At 43.8% G+C, this 19540-nt stretch carries 15 protein-coding genes; 4 read left to right on the top strand and 11 right to left on the bottom strand.

All coding sequences use genetic code 11. The features are described 5' to 3' along the window. Positions 1-128 precede the first annotated feature (128 nt). A complete protein-coding gene (gene carB, locus GTQ43_RS22180) occupies positions 129-3395 on the bottom strand; it encodes a carbamoyl-phosphate synthase large subunit (protein ID WP_265274904.1) in 3267 nt (1088 codons plus the stop codon). Positions 3396-3923: 528 nt separating this feature from the next. Then, positions 3924-4478 carry a Dps family protein gene (locus GTQ43_RS22175; protein ID WP_265274903.1) on the bottom strand — a complete coding sequence of 185 codons (555 nt, stop codon included), beginning with the start codon at positions 4476-4478 and terminating at the stop codon, positions 3924-3926. 430 nt (positions 4479-4908) lie between these two features. Between GTQ43_RS22175 and GTQ43_RS22170 the strand changes: the two genes are divergently transcribed. From GTQ43_RS22170 to GTQ43_RS22160, 3 genes are all read left to right on the top strand, one after another. Continuing rightward, positions 4909-5157, top strand: coding sequence for an Asr1405/Asl0597 family protein (locus tag GTQ43_RS22170; RefSeq protein ID WP_265274902.1), 249 nt, complete (start codon positions 4909-4911; stop codon positions 5155-5157). A 75-nt stretch (positions 5158-5232) separates the two neighbouring features. Beyond that, positions 5233-5886 (top strand): (2Fe-2S) ferredoxin domain-containing protein, encoded by a 654-nt coding sequence (locus tag GTQ43_RS22165; RefSeq protein WP_265274901.1) that lies wholly within the window; start codon positions 5233-5235, stop codon positions 5884-5886. A gap of 307 nt (positions 5887-6193) precedes the next feature. Continuing rightward, positions 6194-6616 carry a hypothetical protein gene (locus GTQ43_RS22160; protein ID WP_265274899.1) on the top strand — a complete coding sequence of 141 codons (423 nt, stop codon included), beginning with the start codon at positions 6194-6196 and terminating at the stop codon, positions 6614-6616. Positions 6617-6707: 91 nt separating this feature from the next. Here the strand turns inward: GTQ43_RS22160 and GTQ43_RS22155 are convergent, their stop codons facing one another. The 8 genes from GTQ43_RS22155 to GTQ43_RS22120 all read right to left on the bottom strand — a co-directional run bounded on the left by GTQ43_RS22155 (position 6708) and on the right by GTQ43_RS22120 (position 15951). Beyond that, complete coding sequence (locus GTQ43_RS22155) at positions 6708-6899, bottom strand: hypothetical protein (RefSeq protein ID WP_265274898.1); 192 nt, start codon at positions 6897-6899, stop codon at positions 6708-6710. Positions 6900-7108: 209 nt separating this feature from the next. Further along, entirely contained in the window at positions 7109-7306 is a 198-nt protein-coding gene (locus GTQ43_RS22150; protein ID WP_265274897.1) for a hypothetical protein, read from the bottom strand. A gap of 210 nt (positions 7307-7516) precedes the next feature. After that, positions 7517-8137, bottom strand: a complete 621-nt coding sequence (locus GTQ43_RS22145; protein ID WP_265274896.1) for a low-complexity tail membrane protein — start codon at positions 8135-8137, stop codon at positions 7517-7519. 104 nt (positions 8138-8241) lie between these two features. Then, complete coding sequence (infB, locus tag GTQ43_RS22140; protein ID WP_265274895.1) at positions 8242-11412, bottom strand: translation initiation factor IF-2; 3171 nt, start codon at positions 11410-11412, stop codon at positions 8242-8244. Positions 11413-11898: 486 nt separating this feature from the next. Further along, a complete protein-coding gene (locus GTQ43_RS22135; protein ID WP_094331183.1) occupies positions 11899-12168 on the bottom strand; it encodes a YlxR family protein in 270 nt (89 codons plus the stop codon). A 148-nt stretch (positions 12169-12316) separates the two neighbouring features. Next, positions 12317-13594, bottom strand: coding sequence for a transcription termination factor NusA (gene nusA / locus GTQ43_RS22130; RefSeq protein WP_265274894.1), 1278 nt, complete (start codon positions 13592-13594; stop codon positions 12317-12319). Between the two features lie 221 nt (positions 13595-13815). Further along, positions 13816-14277, bottom strand: a complete 462-nt coding sequence (gene rimP / locus GTQ43_RS22125) for a ribosome maturation factor RimP (RefSeq protein ID WP_265274893.1) — start codon at positions 14275-14277, stop codon at positions 13816-13818. Positions 14278-14502: 225 nt separating this feature from the next. After that, complete coding sequence (locus GTQ43_RS22120; protein ID WP_265274892.1) at positions 14503-15951, bottom strand: hypothetical protein; 1449 nt, start codon at positions 15949-15951, stop codon at positions 14503-14505. Positions 15952-16285: 334 nt separating this feature from the next. Between GTQ43_RS22120 and GTQ43_RS22115 the strand changes: the two genes are divergently transcribed. Then, a complete protein-coding gene (locus tag GTQ43_RS22115) occupies positions 16286-16975 on the top strand; it encodes a peptidoglycan-binding protein (RefSeq protein ID WP_265274891.1) in 690 nt (229 codons plus the stop codon). Between the two features lie 554 nt (positions 16976-17529). Here GTQ43_RS22115 and GTQ43_RS22110 read toward each other — a convergent pair. Continuing rightward, a complete protein-coding gene (locus GTQ43_RS22110; RefSeq protein ID WP_265274890.1) occupies positions 17530-19422 on the bottom strand; it encodes a serine/threonine-protein kinase in 1893 nt (630 codons plus the stop codon). Positions 19423-19540 lie beyond the last annotated feature (118 nt).

Here is a 19540-nt window from a genome sequence, read left to right as displayed (position 1 = left end):
ATAACAATTGCTTAATTTTCTTGGGAATTGGGAATGGGGCATGGGGCATTGGTTATTTATTCTTTCTCCCCCTGCTCCCTTATCTCCCTTGTCTCCCTTGTCTCCCCCTACTCTCTACTCCCTACTCCCTACTCCCTCGTAATCGGACAATACTCTTGAATGGTTTTTACGTCCAAAGTTGTATTTTGTAAAGAACGGATGGCGGCGACGGTAGCTTTTGCGCCAGCGATGGTAGTAATGATGGGAATTTTGTAAGCTAAGGCTGTGCGGCGGATTAACCTAGCATCAGTCTGAGCTTCTTCCCCGGAAGGTGTGTTGATGATAAGTTGGATTTTTTGATTTTTGATTGCATCCAAGACGTGGGGACGGCCTTCATGGAGTTTTAACACTAATTCAATATTTAACCCCTGTTCAAGAAGTACTCGGCGTGTACCAAGGGTAGCCATCACTGTAAAGCCCAAATCGATAAACTCCTTTACCACAGCACCTGCGGCAGCTTTATCGCGATCGCTCATTGATACAAATACAGTTCCCGTTAGCGGTAAACGCTCCCCAGCACCTAGTTCTGCTTTGGCAAATGCTCTGCCAAAGTCGCTGTCAATCCCCATCACCTCACCAGTGGATCTCATTTCTGGGCCCAATATTGTATCAGTTCCTGGGAATTTATTAAAGGGTAATACTGCTTCTTTTACAGCAATATGTGTGGGAATGACTTCTTCGGTAAAATTTAGCTCCTCTAGGGTTTTGCCCGACATAATTAAAGATGCTAATTTCGCCAACTGCACGCCCGTTGCTTTAGATACAAAGGGTACGGTACGGGAGGCGCGGGGGTTTGCTTCCAAAATGTAAACTTGGGGAGAATAACTGCTTGCACCCACAACGGCAAATTGGATATTCATTAATCCCACAACTGACAGCGCTTGTGCTAGCTGTACCGTCCAAGTACGAATTTGATTGAGAACTGCTGGTGATAGGGAAATAGAAGGTAAGGAACAAGCAGAATCTCCTGAGTGAATACCCGCTTGTTCGATGTGTTCCATAATACCACCAATTACTACCCGTCCAGTGCGATCGGCGATCGCATCGACATCAACTTCAATCGCGTTTTCCAAAAACTTATCAATCAAAATTGGATGTTCTGGTTCTATGAGTACTGCAAAGCTCATGTAGCGTTCCAACTCAGCATCGGAATAAACGATTTCCATAGCTCGTCCGCCTAACACATAGCTAGGACGCACCACTACCGGATAACCAATGCGTTTGGCAACAATCAGAGCATCTTCGTAACTCCGCGCAATACCATTCGGTGGTTGGGCAATATTCAACTCTTGGAGAATCTTTTCAAACCGCTCCCGGTTTTCTGCCATATCGATGGAATCTGGCGATGTCCCCCAAATTTTAGTGATCAGTCCTGAAGTGTCATTGTTAAGAAACTCTTGTAATGGAATAGCCAACTTTAGCGGTGTTTGTCCGCCAAACTGGATTATTACCCCGACTGGATTTTCCGTTTCGATGATGTTAAGGACATCTTCTTTTGTTAAAGGCTCAAAGTAAAGGCGATCGCTAGTATCGTAATCTGTCGAAACTGTCTCTGGGTTAGAGTTGACCATAATTGTCTCATACCCCGCATCCTTCAAGGCATAGGCGGCGTGACAACAACAATAGTCAAACTCTATTCCCTGCCCAATGCGGTTGGGGCCACCACCCAAAATCAACACTTTGGGCTTAGTTGCGGGCATTACCTCCGTTTCTTCTTCGTAGGTAGAATAGTAGTAGGGGGTAAACGCTTCAAACTCAGCAGCGCAAGTATCTACAGTTTTGTAAACTGGGATAATTCCTAATGACTTGCGGTAAGCGCGAACTTCGTCTTCGGTAGTTTTGGTGGCATAAGCAATTTGGCGATCGCTATATCCGTCCCGCTTCACTTCATACAGTTGCTCTTTTGTCAATTGCTGCAAGGGTGTCCGCTTCAGGAATTTCTCGACATCTAGGAGTTGCTGTAATTTATCTAAGAACCATCGGTCAATACCAGTCAGTTCGTAGATTTCCTCAATAGTTATGCCTTGCTGCAAAGCATGACGCACGGCGAAAATGCGATCGGGATTAGGTGTCCGCAGTTGGGCGCGGATTTGTTCACCACTGGGTAATTTCTCGGCTTTGTCGCAACCCCAACCAGCGCGTCCGGTTTCGAGCGATCGCAGCGCCTTTTGAAAGGATTCGTTGAATGTCCGCCCAATTGCCATCGCTTCCCCGACAGACTTCATTTGAGTTGTCAGCACTGGGTCAGAACCGGGGAACTTTTCAAAGGCAAAGCGGGGGATTTTTGTCACCACATAGTCAATTGTCGGCTCAAAGGACGCGGGAGTTTTCTTGGTGATATCATTTTGAATTTCATCCAAGGTATAGCCCACAGCCAATTTTGCGGCAATTTTAGCGATGGGAAAACCTGTAGCTTTAGAAGATAAAGCCGAACTGCGGGAAACGCGGGGGTTCATCTCAATTACAACCACATCCCCATTAAGCGGATTAACGGCAAATTGAATATTAGAACCGCCAGTTTCCACACCGATCTCGCGGATGATTTTAATTGCCATATCCCGCAGCCTTTGATATTCTTTATCAGTAAGGGTTTGCGCGGGAGCGACGGTAATGGAGTCCCCAGTGTGAATGCCCATAGGGTCAAGGTTTTCGATGGAGCAGATAATCACTACGTTATCTGCCAGATCGCGCATAACTTCGAGTTCGTATTCTTTCCAGCCGAGTAAAGACTGGTCAATGAGAATTTGTGAAACAGGGCTGGCATCAATACCTACCTGTGCCATTTCTTCAAATTCTTCTTGGTTGTAAGCAATACCGCCACCACTTCCACCCATTGTGAAAGCCGGACGAATAATTAGGGGATAAGTACCAATTTGTCGAGCAACAGCTTTGGCTTCTTCCAAAGATTCGGCTGTATCACTAGGGCATACAGCTATCCCAATCCTGGCCATTGCTTGACCAAAAAGTTTTCGATCTTCGGCTTTTTCGATCGCTGGTAGTTTAGCGCCGATTAACTCAACGCTGTACTTTTCCAACACGCCATTTTTGGCTAAAGCAACGGCGAGGTTGAGGGCGGTTTGTCCTCCCATCGTTGGTAATAAAGCATCGGGGCGTTCTTTCTCAATGACTTTTTCGACCAATTCCGGTGTTAACGGCTCAATGTAAGTGCGATCGGCCGTTTCTGGGTCAGTCATAATCGTTGCAGGATTGGAGTTGACCAAAACCACTTCATAGCCTTCTTCTCGCAGCGCTTTACAGGCTTGAGTGCCAGAGTAGTCAAACTCACAGGCTTGTCCGATCACAATTGGGCCAGAGCCTAACAGTAGAATCTTCCTGAGATCATCACGGCGGGGCATAGTCGTTGCCTTGGAGTATGAGAATACAAATCCTGATTATTTTAAGGGTCTTTACACCCTCTCGTGCTTTTTATTATTAAGTTTTCTAGGTTTGATGACAGAGAGGGGACTGGGGGATAAGCGGGACAAGGGAGATGAGGGAGGAGGGGGAGAAAGAATAAATAACCAATTCCCCAATGCCCAATGATTATTTTGTATTTTTAATTTTATTTAATTGTGATGTTCAAATTTTTAAAGCTTTTGCAAATTTTTGTTATTTAATTTGATGAGACTTTGCAACAAATTGTGATTTATTGGTGCATACTGTCTACTTATGCAGCCCAAATAAATTTCTTAGATAAAAATATTTATTAAACTAGCTAATTGCTAAAGATTTTCTAGGTTAAATATTATGATGATATGTTTACTTAAATTAAAAATGGCAGAGAAATAAGGATACCATTCTCTGCCATTCTTTATAATATTTTAAGAGTTCGTGCTGCCAACTTTTTTTGCAGTCTAGGTAGACAAATCTAGATTATGGGAGTTTTAGCTTTGAGCCGCTTGGACAAATCCTAAAGTTAAGCTATCTTTGGCGAGGAAGTGGGATAAATGATAAGCACGTTCCTCAGTTTTCAACAAAATCTTTTCGTATAGATAGCGTGTGCCCCGATCTCCTAAACTCTCTGCCTGAGCAGCTTGACGGCGAATCACACCAATAATGGCTTGTTCGGCAGCTAGGTCATTTTCCACCATTTGGCGAGAAGAATATACACCTTCAGATTCTTGCTCAAAACAGGTTAATTCTGCGAGTTTGCTGAAAGTCGCTACTGGCACGCCACCTAGACCATCTAAGCGTTCTCCAATTTCATGGACGTGGTCTTGTACTTGGTCGTAGCTTTCGTTAAAAAACTCATGCAGAGAATAAAATTCTGAACCTTCAACTACAAAATGATGCTTTTGGTACTGCAAGTACAGTGCCTGAAAACTAGCTAATACAACGTTGAATCCTTCTGTAACTGGAGCAGTTACGCTATGATCGAGCAACACTGGATTGTCATATACATGACCAAAGTTTCGTAACAAAGTTTGTGTTTCAGACATTGTGTTTCTCTTTTTTTTAGTAGTTACAGTTTTTAACTGCTTATTCTTTACATATTAACATTTTAATAATAATAGCAAGCCAATTTGCCATAACAATATTTTGTATTTTTACCTACTAAAATTCTCAAGTTTCTTGTCTGCTGAATGATGGTATTCCGCTCAAATTGCATATATCTATCATTATTGGTATTGACATACGGGCTTGAATATAAAAAATTCTCAACGACTGAGGAGATGGGGAAGACAGGGCAAAGTTTTCTCCCTCATCTCATCATGGATGACTGCAAGAATTTTATTTTTTCAAAACTAATGAGAATTATTTGCACTTAATGTATACTGGTTTTAACAGGTTAAACTCCTAATTTTTTAAAAGCAGGGAGTGAAATGGCGGTATTTACTGCAAGTTTGTTGCACTTTGAGGGCAATTCTCTTGAAATCGTTTAGTTCAGAAATAGAAATAAAGCACCTTGTAGGGGTGAATTGGGCAGATCGCTGGCAAGTCTATCAACGCCTAAAGGAATTGGATATTCCCTGTAGTTGCGAGGCTAACCAGCCCTTAAAAGTTGAAATTAGCAATCCTACTGCGGCTGTTCAACTTTGGGGTGTGATCCGGCGATTTACAGCCTCTCGTCAAGACCAGATTTTGACTCTTGAATGCTGCTGGCAAAGTCACTACTAACAGTTACAATCTTTAGCTACTACTGAGAATATCTCGCTTGATAGCTTGTACTAGTTCAAAATAGGTCAAAGAAAAATGAGTGCATCTTACACTACACAAATATCAGAATTTTGCCTTGAGGGTAGATTTATAAATTTTGTTATTAAAGATGGCTATAAGCTTAAAGGCTTAATCCTGGGGACTCATGAGGGTGAGACTTATATTAAACTTGCTAAACATTTACGGGCTGCTTTTGATTTGCGCTTACCACCAGGGACTTGGTTGCAAGTTGTTGGTTACAAAAAACATGATTTAAAGGATGACACAGTCACTCTGAAAGCTGAACGGGTGATGGCGGCGCGTTCTGAGATGGGGAAAGTTGAAACGATCGCACCAGTCCAAGAACCCCCATCGATTGATAATGTCAAGGTAAAGCCAGCTAAGGCTAAAGCCACGATTTTGGTGTGTCAAAAGTCTGATTGTATGAAACGCGGTGGTAAAGCAGTTTGTCAGGCTTTGGAGGCAGCTTTAAGCGATCGCGGTTTAGAAGACCAAGTTACAATCAAGGGCACTGGTTGTATGAAAAATTGTAAAGCTGGGCCAAACCTAGTTATGCCCGATAAAACGCGCTATAGCCGAATTCAAGCATCACTTGTCCCCACGCTGATGAATCAGCATTTTGGTGACAACAGTTTAGAAGCACAGCCTGAGAATTTAAGGGAAGTGGCGATATCTAATGGCAAGCTTTGAAGAACTAATTCACAAAATCTTGACATTTCGATGATAAAGCTTAATAATATCTTCTCAAGTGTGTTCCGTTAATGCTCGGCCCCAAGGTCTGAATAGAAGTTTTCAATAAAATCAAAAAACTGGCTTTAATTAAGGCCAGTTTTTTGAGTGAATAGGATTTTTATGAAGCAGTTTTTAATCGGTATACTTCTATAATTTGAAAAAATTCAAGGGAATGTGGTTGATTGGTGAGTATGTAGACGCAGAGAGACTTGTTGTTAGACATCGCTTACAGTTAAAGCGTCAGTCATCAGTGACTTAAAAACCAATGTCACATACCCCTCAGTGGATATACATCGTTTTTTTGACATTTTCCACGATAGTCATGATTTTTCTATTCCGTCATGACTGGAATCGCCTCGCTAAACTCTACCGCACCAAAGAACCGCCACCACAAAATTTTTTCCGAATGCAAAGTGGTTCTGTGGGTTTGGTTCACTACAAAGGAACTTTAAATGTTGGTATAACTCCTCAAGGGATTTATCTGAGTATTTTCCCCTTGCTTGGCTTGGGACTTACGCCGTTATTGATTCCCTGGAGTGCCATTAGGAAAATTGAACCTGCTAACCAACTATTTATTCAGCGTTTTCGTTTGTATCTTAGTTCACCAAAAGTCAAACTGATTTTAAGCAAAGATATTTTGGAACCAGGTAAAGAATTTTTAGCCACACAGGGATTTGAGTGGATTTAGGTAAATGCCGTTTTTATCCGACAGCTTACCATTTTAAATTTTAGATTTTGGATTGTGTCTTCTTACGGTGAAGCAAGCTACGTGTAGTGTTTCATTTAGAGCTAACACTATATAAAATTACATTGAGCGATCGCCTACGATTTGTCATGATAAAGGCAAAGTAGTAGTAGCTTTTATCTTCTCTCACCCGGCGTTCAAATTCTTCTGACTTTTCCTTTCGGAACGCTACACGAACGCGGGTTACAAAAATCTTGATATTTAAAACGCGGTGGGGGCACAACATTGTTATGCCCCCCATTAATAACGTGTATAATAACCGCTACGATCGCTTATCTTAGGCTTTAGCTAGGTGTGACTTCGATTTTCAGCGTTGCACATTTGCGGGATTTGAAAATAATCTTATGAATTAAGTAGAAGTTGATGGCGATCGCTTCAGAGTTCATACCGTCAACTCCACTGCTTACACACAAGCCTATAAAATCTATTTGGTGTCTAGTAAGCTAAAGTTTCTAAAGTTTCCCTTAAATACCGTTGTACCTGCTGTTCCAAACGAATTCCTTGTAATTGAGTATCGCGTTCTAGTTGCCAGCGTTGAAAACCGGAACTAGTAGAGATTGCACATTTGAGACTATACCAAATTTCAGTATCAGTAGAAAATTGGCGATCGCTAGAAGCTGGAATTTGAGTCATAGTTTCTCATTCCTTTATTTTAACTTCAAGGGGAATAGGGCATTGGGGATGGGGCATTGGGCATTGGGGATGGGACATTGGGCATTGGGCAATAATCGATAGTTCTTCTTCCACTGCTCCCTCATGTCCCTCATCTCCCTCTACTCTTTTTTGCTTCCCCTGATGCTGATTTCTAGCCTTTTAAAGTAAGTAATATTACTTTCAGGGCTACTACGAATCTGTATTAATCCTAAACAAGGATTGCAACAATTGGGGGACGATTTGATTAACCCGCACTCCTAAAATTGTGAAATCCTGCTTAATCTTTTCTAAAGATAATGGTTCTATACCAGCGAATTCTGTGTCATTAGTCACTAAAACTCGCATTACACTCACAGGTATTTGTAAAAATAAATTACTGCCCAAAAAAGCTAACCCAGCCAGCACTAGGGCAACGCTGCGCCATTGCGGAAGAAATTTCGCTGAATTTGCTACTAATGGGGCAAATTGGTAAAGATGCCATAGCACCCAAACCGATAATACTGCTGCTACTAATGCCAGGATGCGATTTAACTTTGTATTAATTAAACAGAGAATTTTTCGTTGTCGTTCAGTCAGATTTTCTGGCTTTAGGGCTATTCCTAAAAGAGCAAATATATAAAAAGGACGACGTAACTGCATCCATAGCAAAGGGAGAATGCCAATGGTGGCAACTAAAAATAGTTCCATCCAGACTGGTAAAAAAGGCTCGCCTACAGACAGAAACAATAAGCAGAGGACTAGAAAAATAGGCAATGTCGCTAATCCAGCGACGTGAATCCACAAAATAGGTTCAGAGCGAAATGAATGCATAATAAAAAGTTATGAGTTAAGAATTAGGAGTTTAAGAATTAGCAGCCTTTAACTCCTAACTCCTAATTTATTACTCCTAACTTCTAACCATTTTACCCTCAACACTATCTTGTTAAGATGAGAGTGCGGCGCTTCGTAACCATCTGATAGGATTCGATGATGTCACCTTCAACCCAATCATTGAATTTATCTATGCCGACACCGCATTCGTAACCGGCGTTGACTTCACGCGCATCTTCTTTCATCCGTTTTAGGGAATCAAGAACGCCTTCAAAGATCACCTTACCGCCGCGTCGTACCCTGACTTTGCAGTTGCGAACTAACTTGCCAGATTGAACGTAGCAACCGGCAACAGCACCGCGACCGACTGGGAAGACAGCCCGGACTTCGGTTTGACCCAAGGGTTCTTCCACCAACTCTGGTTCCAAAAGACCTTCCAAGGCATCTTGGATATCTTCTAGGAGTTTGTAAATCACGTTGTATTCTCGGACATCGACACCCGCTTCATCGGCGGCTTGTCTAGCACCACTGGCAAAGGTGGTGTTGAAGCCAATAATTACAGCGTTACTGGCAGCAGCCAAGTCGATATCTGTCTCGGTGATTTCCCCAGCAGTAGCCAAGAGCATCCGAATTTGGACTTCGTTTTGGGGGATTTGCTTGAGCGCTCCCACAATGGCTTCCACGGAACCTTGTACGTCTCCTTTCAAGATCAAGTTGAGTTCTTTCAACTCGCCTTCTTGGGCTTGAGCAGACAGGGTAGTAAGGGTAACACGACCTTGTAACAGGCGAGATAGGCGTTGTCTGTCGGCGCGATCGCTAGCGAGGGATCTGGCTTCTTTTTCGTTATGGAAGACCTCGAACTCGTCGCCGGCTGCTGGGACATCACTTAAACCCAATACCTCGACAGCAAAGGAAGGAGAAGCAATGTCTACTCTCTTGCCTCTATCATCTACCATCGCCCGGACTTTACCGAAGGCCGAGCCGGCTACTAAGATATCTCCCACGTGCAAGGTACCATTCTGAATTAGCAGGGTAGCAACTGCTCCCTTGGCTTTATCCAGATGGGCTTCAATGACAGTTCCTTTGGCAGCCCGATCTGGGTTTGCAGATAGTTCACCAACTTCTGCTACCAGCAGAATCATCTCTAAGAGCGTATCTAGGTTTTCACCTCTAATGGCGCTCACAGGAACCATGATTGTCTCACCACCCCAATCTTCTGCGGTCAAACCATACTGGGTAAGCTCTTGTTTGACCCGCTCTGGCTGTGCCCCTTCTTTGTCAATTTTGTTGATTGCTACAACAATTGGCACTCCCGCAGCTTGGGCGTGGCTAATGGCTTCAATGGTTTGGGGACGGACACCATCATCAGCAGCTACTACCAACACTGCAATATCTGTTACTCTGGCTCCTCGTGCCCTCATCGCTGTAAAGGCTTCGTGACCAGGAGTATCTAGGAAGACAATCTGCTGTGGTTTACCCTCATGTTCTACGTCCACATGGTATGCACCAATGTGTTGAGTAATACCACCAGCTTCGCCAGCAGCCACTTTTGTTTTGCGAATTGAGTCAAGCAGGGTTGTCTTACCGTGGTCTACGTGACCCATAATTGTCACGACTGGCGGACGGCGGTGGAGATATTCTAGGTCTTCTGCGCCGACCATTTCGGTAATTTTCCGAGCTTCTGCTTCTCGCTCGACGGTTTCAACTTCTATTTCTAGTTCTTTTCCTACTAGGGTAATTGTGGGAATATCTAGATTTTGGGTGATACTCACCGCCATGCCTTTGAGGAACAGGATTTTTACAATCTCTGTATCGGCAACGGCTAAAACGTCAGACAACTCTTGCACAGTCAAGGGCCCTGTGATCGTCACCTTTTCGGGGCGATCGCGCTTTGTGTCGGCTTCTTGTTGGCGACGGTTATTGTGATGGTCGCGGCCAGAACCAGATTTAGAACCAGGTTTCCTACTTCCTCTAGCAGTTGGGGCACTAGCAAGGGCAGCACTTGGCATCTGTACAGGTCGAGTTGCTTTTGGTTTGGGAGGACGAGCGATTGATAGGCTGACTTGCACGGTTGCTGGTGAGTCGATATCGTCATCATCCAACAAATCTTCTTCAAATTCATCATCCAATATCGGCTTGATCCGCTTGCCTTTAACGCCAGCTTTAGCCTTTTCTTTAACTTCGTCGATTATTTCCTCTTCTACCCACTTTTTGCCGCCTTTGGTTGGGCGAGGCGGACTTGGGCGTTTTAAGTCGAGGAGATCGGGTGGTGTTACTGGCTCATCACCTAATCCTTGAGATTTGCCGGCTAATCCTGACATTTGTCTGGGTGGAGTAGCGATCGGCATTGCGGCTGCTATCGATTCACCAGGACGTGCTGGCCTTGGTCTTGGCCCGTCTCCTATTGATGGTGCAGATGGTCTATTGACCCTCTGCTCTGGTCTGGTGGGTGCAGGGGTGGGTCGAGCTTGTCTTTGTGGTGCGCCTGGTGCAGACTGGTCAGTTGGGAGTTTGGCAGCTCTGGGCTTAATTTGCTCGCGATCGCCTTCAACGGGTCTGAGGCGTTGGTCGCGTTTGAGAATTGGTTTATCTGCCTGAGATACCGGCTCATCTGGCACTTGGACAAGTTCTGTTTGAGCAACTTCTGCCGCCGGTCTTGATGGAGGGGCAACTAATTGCGGTTTTTGAGGTTTTTCTGATTTCGGTCTTGGTGGAACTATTTTTTCCGGTTTTTGGGATACTGCTTTTTCCGGTGCCTGATTTTGATTAGGCGTTTGTTCCAATTCGGTTACAGGAGGTTGCTCTTGAGTCTCAGATTGAGTCCGGGGTACAGGTCGAGTTGGTACCGTCGGCTTCATGGGTGAGGCTGGTGTAGCAAAAGGCCGTGGAGGTGAGGGAGGATTAGCTTCAGACAAGGCAGCTTGGGTATTGTTGGCAACTGACGCCTCTGGGGCGTTGGAGGTAGTATTTCTCAATATTTTGGGTTTGCGTATTTCCAAAATTTGCTGTTTGTGGGGTGCAGCAGGTCGGTTACGTCCGCCGTTTGGTGGTGAATTTGGTTTATGGCTGGTTGTACCTAGTTCCTTTTTGGCCGATACATTCGTAGTTGCAAGCTTTTCTGCTGCCGCCCGGATGTTTTCTGCCTCGGATTCTGAAATCGTGCTGCTATGGCTTTTGACCGAGATGCTGAGCTGCTCGCAAATTGCTAATAGCTCTTTGTTATCCAAATTCAATTCCTTTGATAATTCATAGATTCTAACTTTGCCGTTGGTCATCCACTCTTCCCCTTTAATTTACAGTTTTAGCGGATGGCTGCCTGGTTTGCGACATCTCCATCCTTGGATTACTGTTTTTAGACCGCCGTTTAGTTTTTGCCGGTGCCTCCAATCAGGAAAGAGAGATGTTTCGGTTTAATAGTGGCATCCCCACCAGGAATGATGGTTGAGGGATACCCATAAAAATTTTTTAAATAAAAAAAGATTTTTATAGGAACCCTGGACGCCGAACTGCGCCTGAGCGCTACCAGGTTGCCATTTTGTAGTTTCTTGTTTTGTTGATTCTGAATCTTCCACAACACAATCGATTACATCTTGATTCTGGGAATATATGCCTCGCCTCTCTTAATTACTGGAGAGCCGAATGCCTTTTACACCCATTTTCTATTTTGGCACTAACCTTAACGATCAACAGAGGGTGTGATGAAAGCACGACTTCGGCTTTCGCACAATTCCTCTGGTGATGATGTCACAAATTTGTTCCAATTAAATTTGGTTTTGGGTATTGCTGATGGCTAGACGTTGCGACAAGCTTTGGTACAGTGTTTCTGGCACTGATGCATGTAGCGATCGCCCTAGTCGATTTTTTTTTTGAGCGGCTTGTAAGCAACTCGTTTGGGGACAAATGTAGGCAGAACGCCCCATGCCCCGATCTAATTGTACCTTTCCCGATGGAAAGACGCGGACAATCCGCCAAAACTCATCTTTTGAGCCTACTTTCCGGCAACTAATACACCGCCGATAATTTGGTTTCATCAGTTGTCTGCGATCTTAGTCCAGGATTCTGGATGTAAAAATAAGTTTTTTATTACTATTTTTTACTTATACCAAGGCATCTTTCAGAAAAGAATCTTTGAGACTCGGACTACAATCAACATTATCAAAACTTTACGAGGTTAATCAATTACTCGTCATCGTGACGATCAAAAGTATCCTCTTCTTCTAATTCGTCCTGATTTTCATCCTCTAATTCTTCCTCGAATTCAAGATCGTCTTCCTCTGCCTGATATTTTGCTCTGACTGCGGTAAATTTCTCATCCTCTCCAGCATAGTCATATTTGGCTTTGTCTTTGATGTCTATTTTCCAACCAGTTAGGCGGGCTGCCAAACGGACGTTTTGTCCTTCTTTCCCAATGGCTAAACTAAGTTGATCTTCAGCCACGAGGACGTGAGTTTGTCGGGATTCTGGATCCATGAGGCGCACTTCATCCACCCGTGCTGGACTTAAGGCATTGGCAATATATGTTGCTGGGTCTGGCGACCAGCGAATTACATCTATTTTTTCACCGCGTAATTCGTTGACTACCACTTGAATTCGCGATCCCCTAGCTCCAATACAAGCGCCAACTGGGTCTACATCGCGATCGAGGGTATCTACTGCTATTTTAGTCCGGGGGCCGACATAACGAGAAGGGGGGTTTGCCTCCCTAGCTACGGCAACAATCCGTACCACTTCGTCTTCAATTTCTGGGACTTCGTTGGCAAACAGATAAACCACCAAACCAGCATCTGCACGAGACACAAGCAATTGTGGCCCTCGTTGTTGACCTTGGGAAACTTTTTTGAGATATACCTTGAAGGTGGCATTTGCCCGATAATTATCGTTGGGTAGCTGTTCTCGCTTCGGTAATTCGGCTTCTACTTCTGGCTGACCAAAGCCACTGCTAACTGCCAAAACCACTGATTGCCGCTCAAACCGCAAGACTCTTGCTTGCAAAACAGTTCCTTCTAAATCTTGGAACTCTTCTTGCACCATTTGGCGCTGTTGATCCCGTAATTTTTGCGCCAATACTTGCTTAGTTTGCATTGCCGCCATCCGGCCAAATTCTCCTTGGTCGGGGGTAACATCCAGCACTACAGAGTCTCCTAACTGCGCTTCGGGAGCTACTTGTTGAACTTCATCTAGGGATATTTGATGGTCTGTGTTGTTGACTTCTTCAACAATGGTTTTGGTGGAAAGAACGCGAAATCCTTCTCCGTCAATATCTAGTTCTACTTCAAAATTTTCAAAATAATCTTCATCAAACTGTTTGCGCTCTAAATTTTGGGCGCGACGATAGCGTTCGTAGCCTTTGAGTAGTGCTTCTCTAATAGCTGATTGAACCGCAAGACGGGGTAAATTCCGCTCGCGACTTATACTTTCAATTAATTCTTTTAATCCAGGTAAAGTAACCATTGACATAAGCAATCTCCTTTAAAAATTAGGGAGTGGGGAGTGGGGAGTGGGGACTGGTGACTGGGGACTGGGGACTGAAAATTACGCATAAGAGCCAGGGATTAGAGAATAGCAGCTTTCCACTAATCCCTAACCTCTAGCCCTTAGTCCATAACCTCTAGCCCTTAGCTTCTAACCTTTCTAGCCAAGCTGCTCTAGTCTCTAACTCCTAAGCCCTAGCCCTTTGTTTATCGGCGCTCGTCTAGCTGCACCTTCGTAATTAGGGAGCGGGGAATTTCAACTACACGACCTTTTTGGTTTAAGTAAAGTGTTGTCTCATCCCGGCGAATCAACTGACCAATCCACTCTTGTTGTCCGTCGTAGGGGGGCGTTGTGGAGATAATGACAGGAAATCCTTTAAAGGAAATAAACTCCCTGTCTGTTACCAGTTGCCGCGAAATACCAGGACTAGAGACTTCCAAGACGTATGTATCTGGAACGATTTCCGCAGCATCTAAGGAGGCTTCTAAAGCACGACTCATCCTCTCACAATCATTCAATCCGGTGTCTTGCTGAGGATTGCGAATATCTACCCGCAACACTGGTGGACTTTGGTGAGTGTGAAAAATCACGCCAACCACTTCCAATCCCAGTTCTTCTGCTACTGGTGTCGCCAAATCAATAATTTGTGGAATTAAAGGATGAGCCATGTGAGAATTCAATAAAAAAAGTGGGCACTGACCCACTTCCTGCGATAGGTATATCTTCCAAGAAGTCTTGTGACGAATCAATTATGGTTCGCCCTCATACGAGTTTAGCGCATTTAATGGATAGTCGAGTATTGGGGATTGGGCATTGGGCATTGGGGATTAATTCGTTATTCTTTCTTCCCCTGCTTCCCCTGCTTCCCCTGCTCCCCCTGCCCTCTACCCCCTCTACCCTTCCCGTATTTCTGGGAGAGCGGTACTTTTCTTGACGACTGGTGAAACTGATGCTTGTGTGCGTAGCTGCCTGGTTTGCTCGATAATTTGGTCTATATCTTCTTGGGACAAACGCTGGACGTAGTTGATTTTGATTTCCTCTAAGAAGTCAAAAAGTAAACTCTGAATTTCGGAAAGTACGTGTTTTTCCTTCATTTCAGAGCCCAAGGCTTCGCTAAACTTTTCTACGAGTTGACTGGTGAGTTTTGCGCCAACAGGGTCTTCAACAGCATTAACTAAAGTTTTGTAAATATTAGTTGTGATTTGGGTTGCGAGTTGTTCGCTTAACTGGGTTTGCGCCTGTCCCACGCCGGGGAGATTCTGGAGGTTGCGGTAGACGGGAACCTGATGGAAGACGGTTTCGATGTTGTGGCGCAAAATAGCCACGATCGCAGGTTGAATATCAGGTAACACTTGGTAAACAATTGTTTTTACCAAAAGACTGGCGATCGCTTCTACTTCATTTACATTATTAATATCTATGTAGGGACGTAAATTTTCTTGTTGTGAAAACCAGCGCGTTAACTCACCTCGCTGAATTGAACCCTGAATCTGATTAATGACTCTCACCACTACTACTTCTGTGAGTTCTTCAGCAAAGTTGGCGACAACGCCCTGATGAATTTGCTTTCGCACTGGATGGAGATCCAATAATCGCGCTTGATCGAGGCGGACTAATACAGGTAAGATTCGCAGCCACCGCCAAAATGGTAGAAGTAAAAATAGGTCGTACCAACGCCACAATAGTGCTTCAAACCAGCTTAAACCAAGATGTCGGCGTTTGATGAAGAAGGTACGCCCCAGCAGTTCTAAGCCAAATAAAATCCCAAAAGGGAAGTCAATTTCCCAGAAAATATCGACAAATTCACCATTTTCGCCGATTTTGCGGTAGTAGTTAGTGGCAATCAAAGGGCGGATGCTGTCGTTAAAAAAATTAATTTCTTGAACCCAGCTTTTTTGGGTTAAGTAGGGTTGACTCCAAAAAGTGGCAAAGGACTGTTTTGCCGATTGGTTGCCGATGCGATCGCGCATCCGCTTTTTGACTTTTTCCAAAGTCCCACTCTTATTGACTCCCGCAAACGGGTTACTGTCAATCATCTCGTTACTAAGATGCCTGATTTCCTCTAGTCGGCTATTTACTTGAGGCGACTGTAAACCTGTTTGACTGACTTCTTCTTCTAATACCTTGACCGTATCTAGATAATTTTTCGTGTCTCGATGGGGTTCAATACCTTTTATTGGATCATAAATCTGAATAACTTGGGGCAGTTTTCGCAAGTAGAAATCTCGCCAAGGTACGTAACTTAAATTAAATAAAACTAAACCTAAATTTACAGTGGCAGCAATTGCCATAAATCTTTCAAACCAAAGATTCCGCTGCTGAGAAGATTTTATGTCTTTCATTTTTTAGAGATTTGGAATATAAGCTTTACGTACGCACGAATAACCATCACCGAAGCTTAACTTGACATAGATACATATATATGCACTCATAACGTAACTCAATATTCCAAGGGTGTACTCGATTCACATCATAACTGCTGTATGCGCTAGAGCAAGATACTTCTTTTGATAGATGATATGAATCAATTTTTATGATTTTGGTAAGGCTTTACCAAAATAAATCACAAATTATTCAAAAATCATTAAAAAATTGCGAAAAAAGTTATTAAACAAACTTAAAATGCAGCTGTTAACATTTATAATCCTGCTGATTTAATCCAAAGGAGTTTTAAATATGTGGTGTGGATTTGGAAAATCAAGCGCAACTTTTGCTGTTACTTGCCTGATAAGCGCTAGTGTGGTAATTGCAGACACAGGTTTTGCAGCCCCTCAACGTAGCTATACGCCCCAGCAATTCCGTTCTGTGTTGCGAGGGTTAGGCTATAACGTCAAGGTAACAAGTGGTGCTTTGACGGATGAGGAAACTAAAAAGGCAATTCGTGAATTTCAGACAGGTTATAAGCTCAAACCAGTTGACGGGATAGCAGGGACAAAAACCCAAGATTTTGCTGCCAACATCGTTCAAATTCTGCACAGAAATTTGAACGCAGTGGTTAAGCCCAATCCTCCCCTAGCGCGCGATCACTTTTATGGTTCCCGCACAGAAGAAGTGGTGAAGGAGTATCAGAAGAAATATCAGTTGCAAGAAACTGGAATTGCTAATTTAGCACTCCGCCAGAAGCTGAATGAAGAAGCAAAGACAGTATTAACTCAGCCAGCAGCGACACCGACGGCGACACCAACGGCTAAACCAACGGCTAAACCGACAGCTAAACCGACAGCTAAACCGACAGCTAAACCGACAGCTAAACCGACGGCTAAACCGACAGCTAAACCAATGGCGACACCAACAGCGACACCAACGGCGACACCAACGGCGACACCAACGGCGACACCAACGGCGACACCAACAACCACACCCTAGTTACCACAAACAACTCCTGCCCCGAAGTCCTTCAAGTCATTTGATTTGGTTCTTCTAAGGGTCTGCCTTTGGGTGTAGGTAAAATTGAACGTAGGTAATTGTAAGGCACAAGGAAGACGGCGCGCTGCGTCGCCTTTCTTGTGCTTATTGCTACAAATTCGTGAGATCATAAATATAATGGGGCTGTCTGTAACCGTCAAACAGCACCATTTTTGTTACTTAATTCAAAAATTACGTTTGCCATTCTTAAGTAGTCGGACAAAAATATTTACAGTCATTGTGTAGTTAATTCTATCTGACTACTTACAGCACTTTGCAAGTAAATGAAGTACTGCTTGGGGCTACGGTGAATTACCCCCCTTAATCCCCCCGATGTATTGGGGGGAAAAAGAAATCTAGTTCCCTCCCCTTTATAAGGGGAGGGTTAGGGTGGGGTATTTTTGTACCTCACCAACTCGCAATCTGCTGTATTGTCACAAAATTGGGGCGATCGCAGTTCTAGTTTGAAGTAAAAAGTATCAAATCAAACTCAGCAATAATATTCCAATTACAAATTACCCCCGTCGCCAAATCTTAATAGTGTCGTCATCACTACCGCTAACTAGGGTTTGGCCATCAGGGCTAAAAGCAACGCATCGAACATAGTTGGAATGCCCTGTAAGGGTGCTGATTTCTCTCCCACTGTGTAAATGCCATAGTTTGATAGTCTTGTCCCAACTGCCACTAGCGAGAAATTGTCTATCTTGGCTAAAGGCAACTGACCAAACTGAATCAGAATGACCAATGAGAGTACGAATTTCTCTACCTGTGTATACTTGCCACAATTTAATAGTGTTGTCGCCGCTGCCACTAGCAATAATTTCTCCATCGTGGCTGAAGGCGATACAGTTGACGAAGAAAGAATGACCTGCGAGTGTGTAGATATTTCTGCCAGTGTATACTTGCCACAGTTTAATTGTGTAGTCATTACTGCCACTAGCCACAAACTGTCTATCTTGGCTATTGGTTGTTGTAACTGTTCTCGGAGAGTAAGCTATTGACGAAACTGAGTCAGAATGACCTGTGAGAGTTTGGATTTCTATACCAGTGTTTACTTGCCACAGTTTAATTGTGCAGTCAGCACTACCACTAACCAGAAGTTTGCCATCGGGACTAAAAGCAACGGAATTCACCCAGTTGGTATGACCGATGAGAGTGCGAATTTCTTTCCCTGTGTTTACATCCCACAATTTGATTGTATTATCCCAACTACCACTAGCCAACACCCCCCAGTTCATATCTGTGATTCCCGCAGATTTGCCTGATTCTCCTTGATAAGAAAACCTTGGTGAGATTGGGCTAAAGGCGACAGAATGAACCATACTAGAATGACCATAAGACCAACGACCCAGTTGACGCACTAGCTTGCCAGTACCCACTTGCCAAAGTTTGATAGTCTTGTCATTGCTACCACTAGCAATCAATTGTCCATCAGGGCTAATGGCGATCGCATGAACCATACTAGAATGACCTCTAAGGGTCTGTACGCATTGCCAGTTCTCCCGATCTAATACAACAGGTAGAGGTAATTTTAGTCTAGGCGTTATCACCAAGGTAGATGTTATTGGCGCTACTGTCCTCTCAGGATCAGTGCCTAATAAATCCAGCCACTCTTGCACAGACTGGGGACGATAGGTTGACTCCAAATCCATGCCACACATAATAGCTTGATTTACCCTATCGCTGATGTTGGGATTAAAATACTGTGGTGGTTCTAAATTAATATTGTGTCGTCTATCATCCGCACTTGTTGGTATAACTGCGGTAAGCAAATTATACAAAGTAGCAGCTAAGGCATAGATATCAATATATTCTCCCCGTAGCGCTTCTGATTCATACTGCTCAGGTGGCGCAAAACCAGGAGTACGATAAACTGTATGTCTTTGGATTACATTAGGAATAAATTCTCTAGCAATACCAAAATCTATCAGCACTGCTTCTGATTTATCAATGCGGATCATAATGTTCCGTGGTTTGAGATCCCGATGCAGCAGTCCTTTAGAATGGATTAGTGTTAAAGCATCGCCAATTTGCCGGATGTACAGCAGCGCTTCTGATTCTGATAGCACTCCAACTCGTCTCAGGTGCTGTCCTAAGTCTTCGCCTTCGATGTACTCCATCACCATGCAAGGCGAATTTCCATCATCAAAGATGGTTTCTATCTGTACTATGTGAGGATGGTGACATACAGCAAGCCTAACTGCTTCATCACGGAAGTCTTGCCGTAACTTGTTTCGGTGGAGTATCCAGGCGGGGTGGTTCAGGATTTCTTCTTTGAGGGTTTTAATTACTCGCAGTTCATTCCGTTGATTTCTGGCAAGGTAAGTAATGCCAATTCCACCTTCACCTAGTTGGCTTTCAATAATGTAGCGTCCCCCGAATAAAGACTTTCCTGCATTCCACACCATTAGTAATATTTGACAATTGCTGGTATTTATTTTGGCACGGTATCAAGACAGACAATAGGAATTTTTGGGAATTCTATTTGAACTATTGTTGTAGCTTTTTGAGACTTAGTTACTTAGA

Origin of the sequence: Nostoc sp. KVJ3 (assembly GCF_026127265.1) — a bacterium.
In the GTDB taxonomy this organism is placed as follows: domain Bacteria; phylum Cyanobacteriota; class Cyanobacteriia; order Cyanobacteriales; family Nostocaceae; genus Nostoc.
This window is presented reverse-complemented; position numbering and strand designations above follow the sequence as displayed.

Excerpts from the sequence above, each read along its gene's own strand:
- GTQ43_RS22155 (WP_265274898.1), bottom strand. The coding sequence starts at position 6,899 with ATGTTGTGCCCCCACCGCGTTTTAAATATCAAGATTTTTGTAACCCGC.
- GTQ43_RS22175 (WP_265274903.1), bottom strand. The coding sequence starts at position 4,478 with ATGTCTGAAACACAAACTTTGTTACGAAACTTTGGTCATGTATATGAC.
- rimP (WP_265274893.1), bottom strand. The coding sequence starts at position 14,277 with ATGGCTCATCCTTTAATTCCACAAATTATTGATTTGGCGACACCAGTA.
- GTQ43_RS22160 (WP_265274899.1), top strand. The coding sequence starts at position 6,194 with ATGTCACATACCCCTCAGTGGATATACATCGTTTTTTTGACATTTTCC.
- GTQ43_RS22110 (WP_265274890.1), bottom strand. The coding sequence starts at position 19,422 with ATGGTGTGGAATGCAGGAAAGTCTTTATTCGGGGGACGCTACATTATT.
- GTQ43_RS22120 (WP_265274892.1), bottom strand. The coding sequence starts at position 15,951 with ATGAAAGACATAAAATCTTCTCAGCAGCGGAATCTTTGGTTTGAAAGA.
- GTQ43_RS22135 (WP_094331183.1), bottom strand. The coding sequence starts at position 12,168 with ATGAAACCAAATTATCGGCGGTGTATTAGTTGCCGGAAAGTAGGCTCA.
- GTQ43_RS22115 (WP_265274891.1), top strand. The coding sequence starts at position 16,286 with ATGTGGTGTGGATTTGGAAAATCAAGCGCAACTTTTGCTGTTACTTGC.
- nusA (WP_265274894.1), bottom strand. The coding sequence starts at position 13,594 with ATGTCAATGGTTACTTTACCTGGATTAAAAGAATTAATTGAAAGTATA.
- infB (WP_265274895.1), bottom strand. The coding sequence starts at position 11,412 with ATGACCAACGGCAAAGTTAGAATCTATGAATTATCAAAGGAATTGAAT.
- GTQ43_RS22165 (WP_265274901.1), top strand. The coding sequence starts at position 5,233 with ATGAGTGCATCTTACACTACACAAATATCAGAATTTTGCCTTGAGGGT.
- GTQ43_RS22145 (WP_265274896.1), bottom strand. The coding sequence starts at position 8,137 with ATGCATTCATTTCGCTCTGAACCTATTTTGTGGATTCACGTCGCTGGA.
- carB (WP_265274904.1), bottom strand. The coding sequence starts at position 3,395 with ATGCCCCGCCGTGATGATCTCAGGAAGATTCTACTGTTAGGCTCTGGC.
- GTQ43_RS22150 (WP_265274897.1), bottom strand. The coding sequence starts at position 7,306 with ATGACTCAAATTCCAGCTTCTAGCGATCGCCAATTTTCTACTGATACT.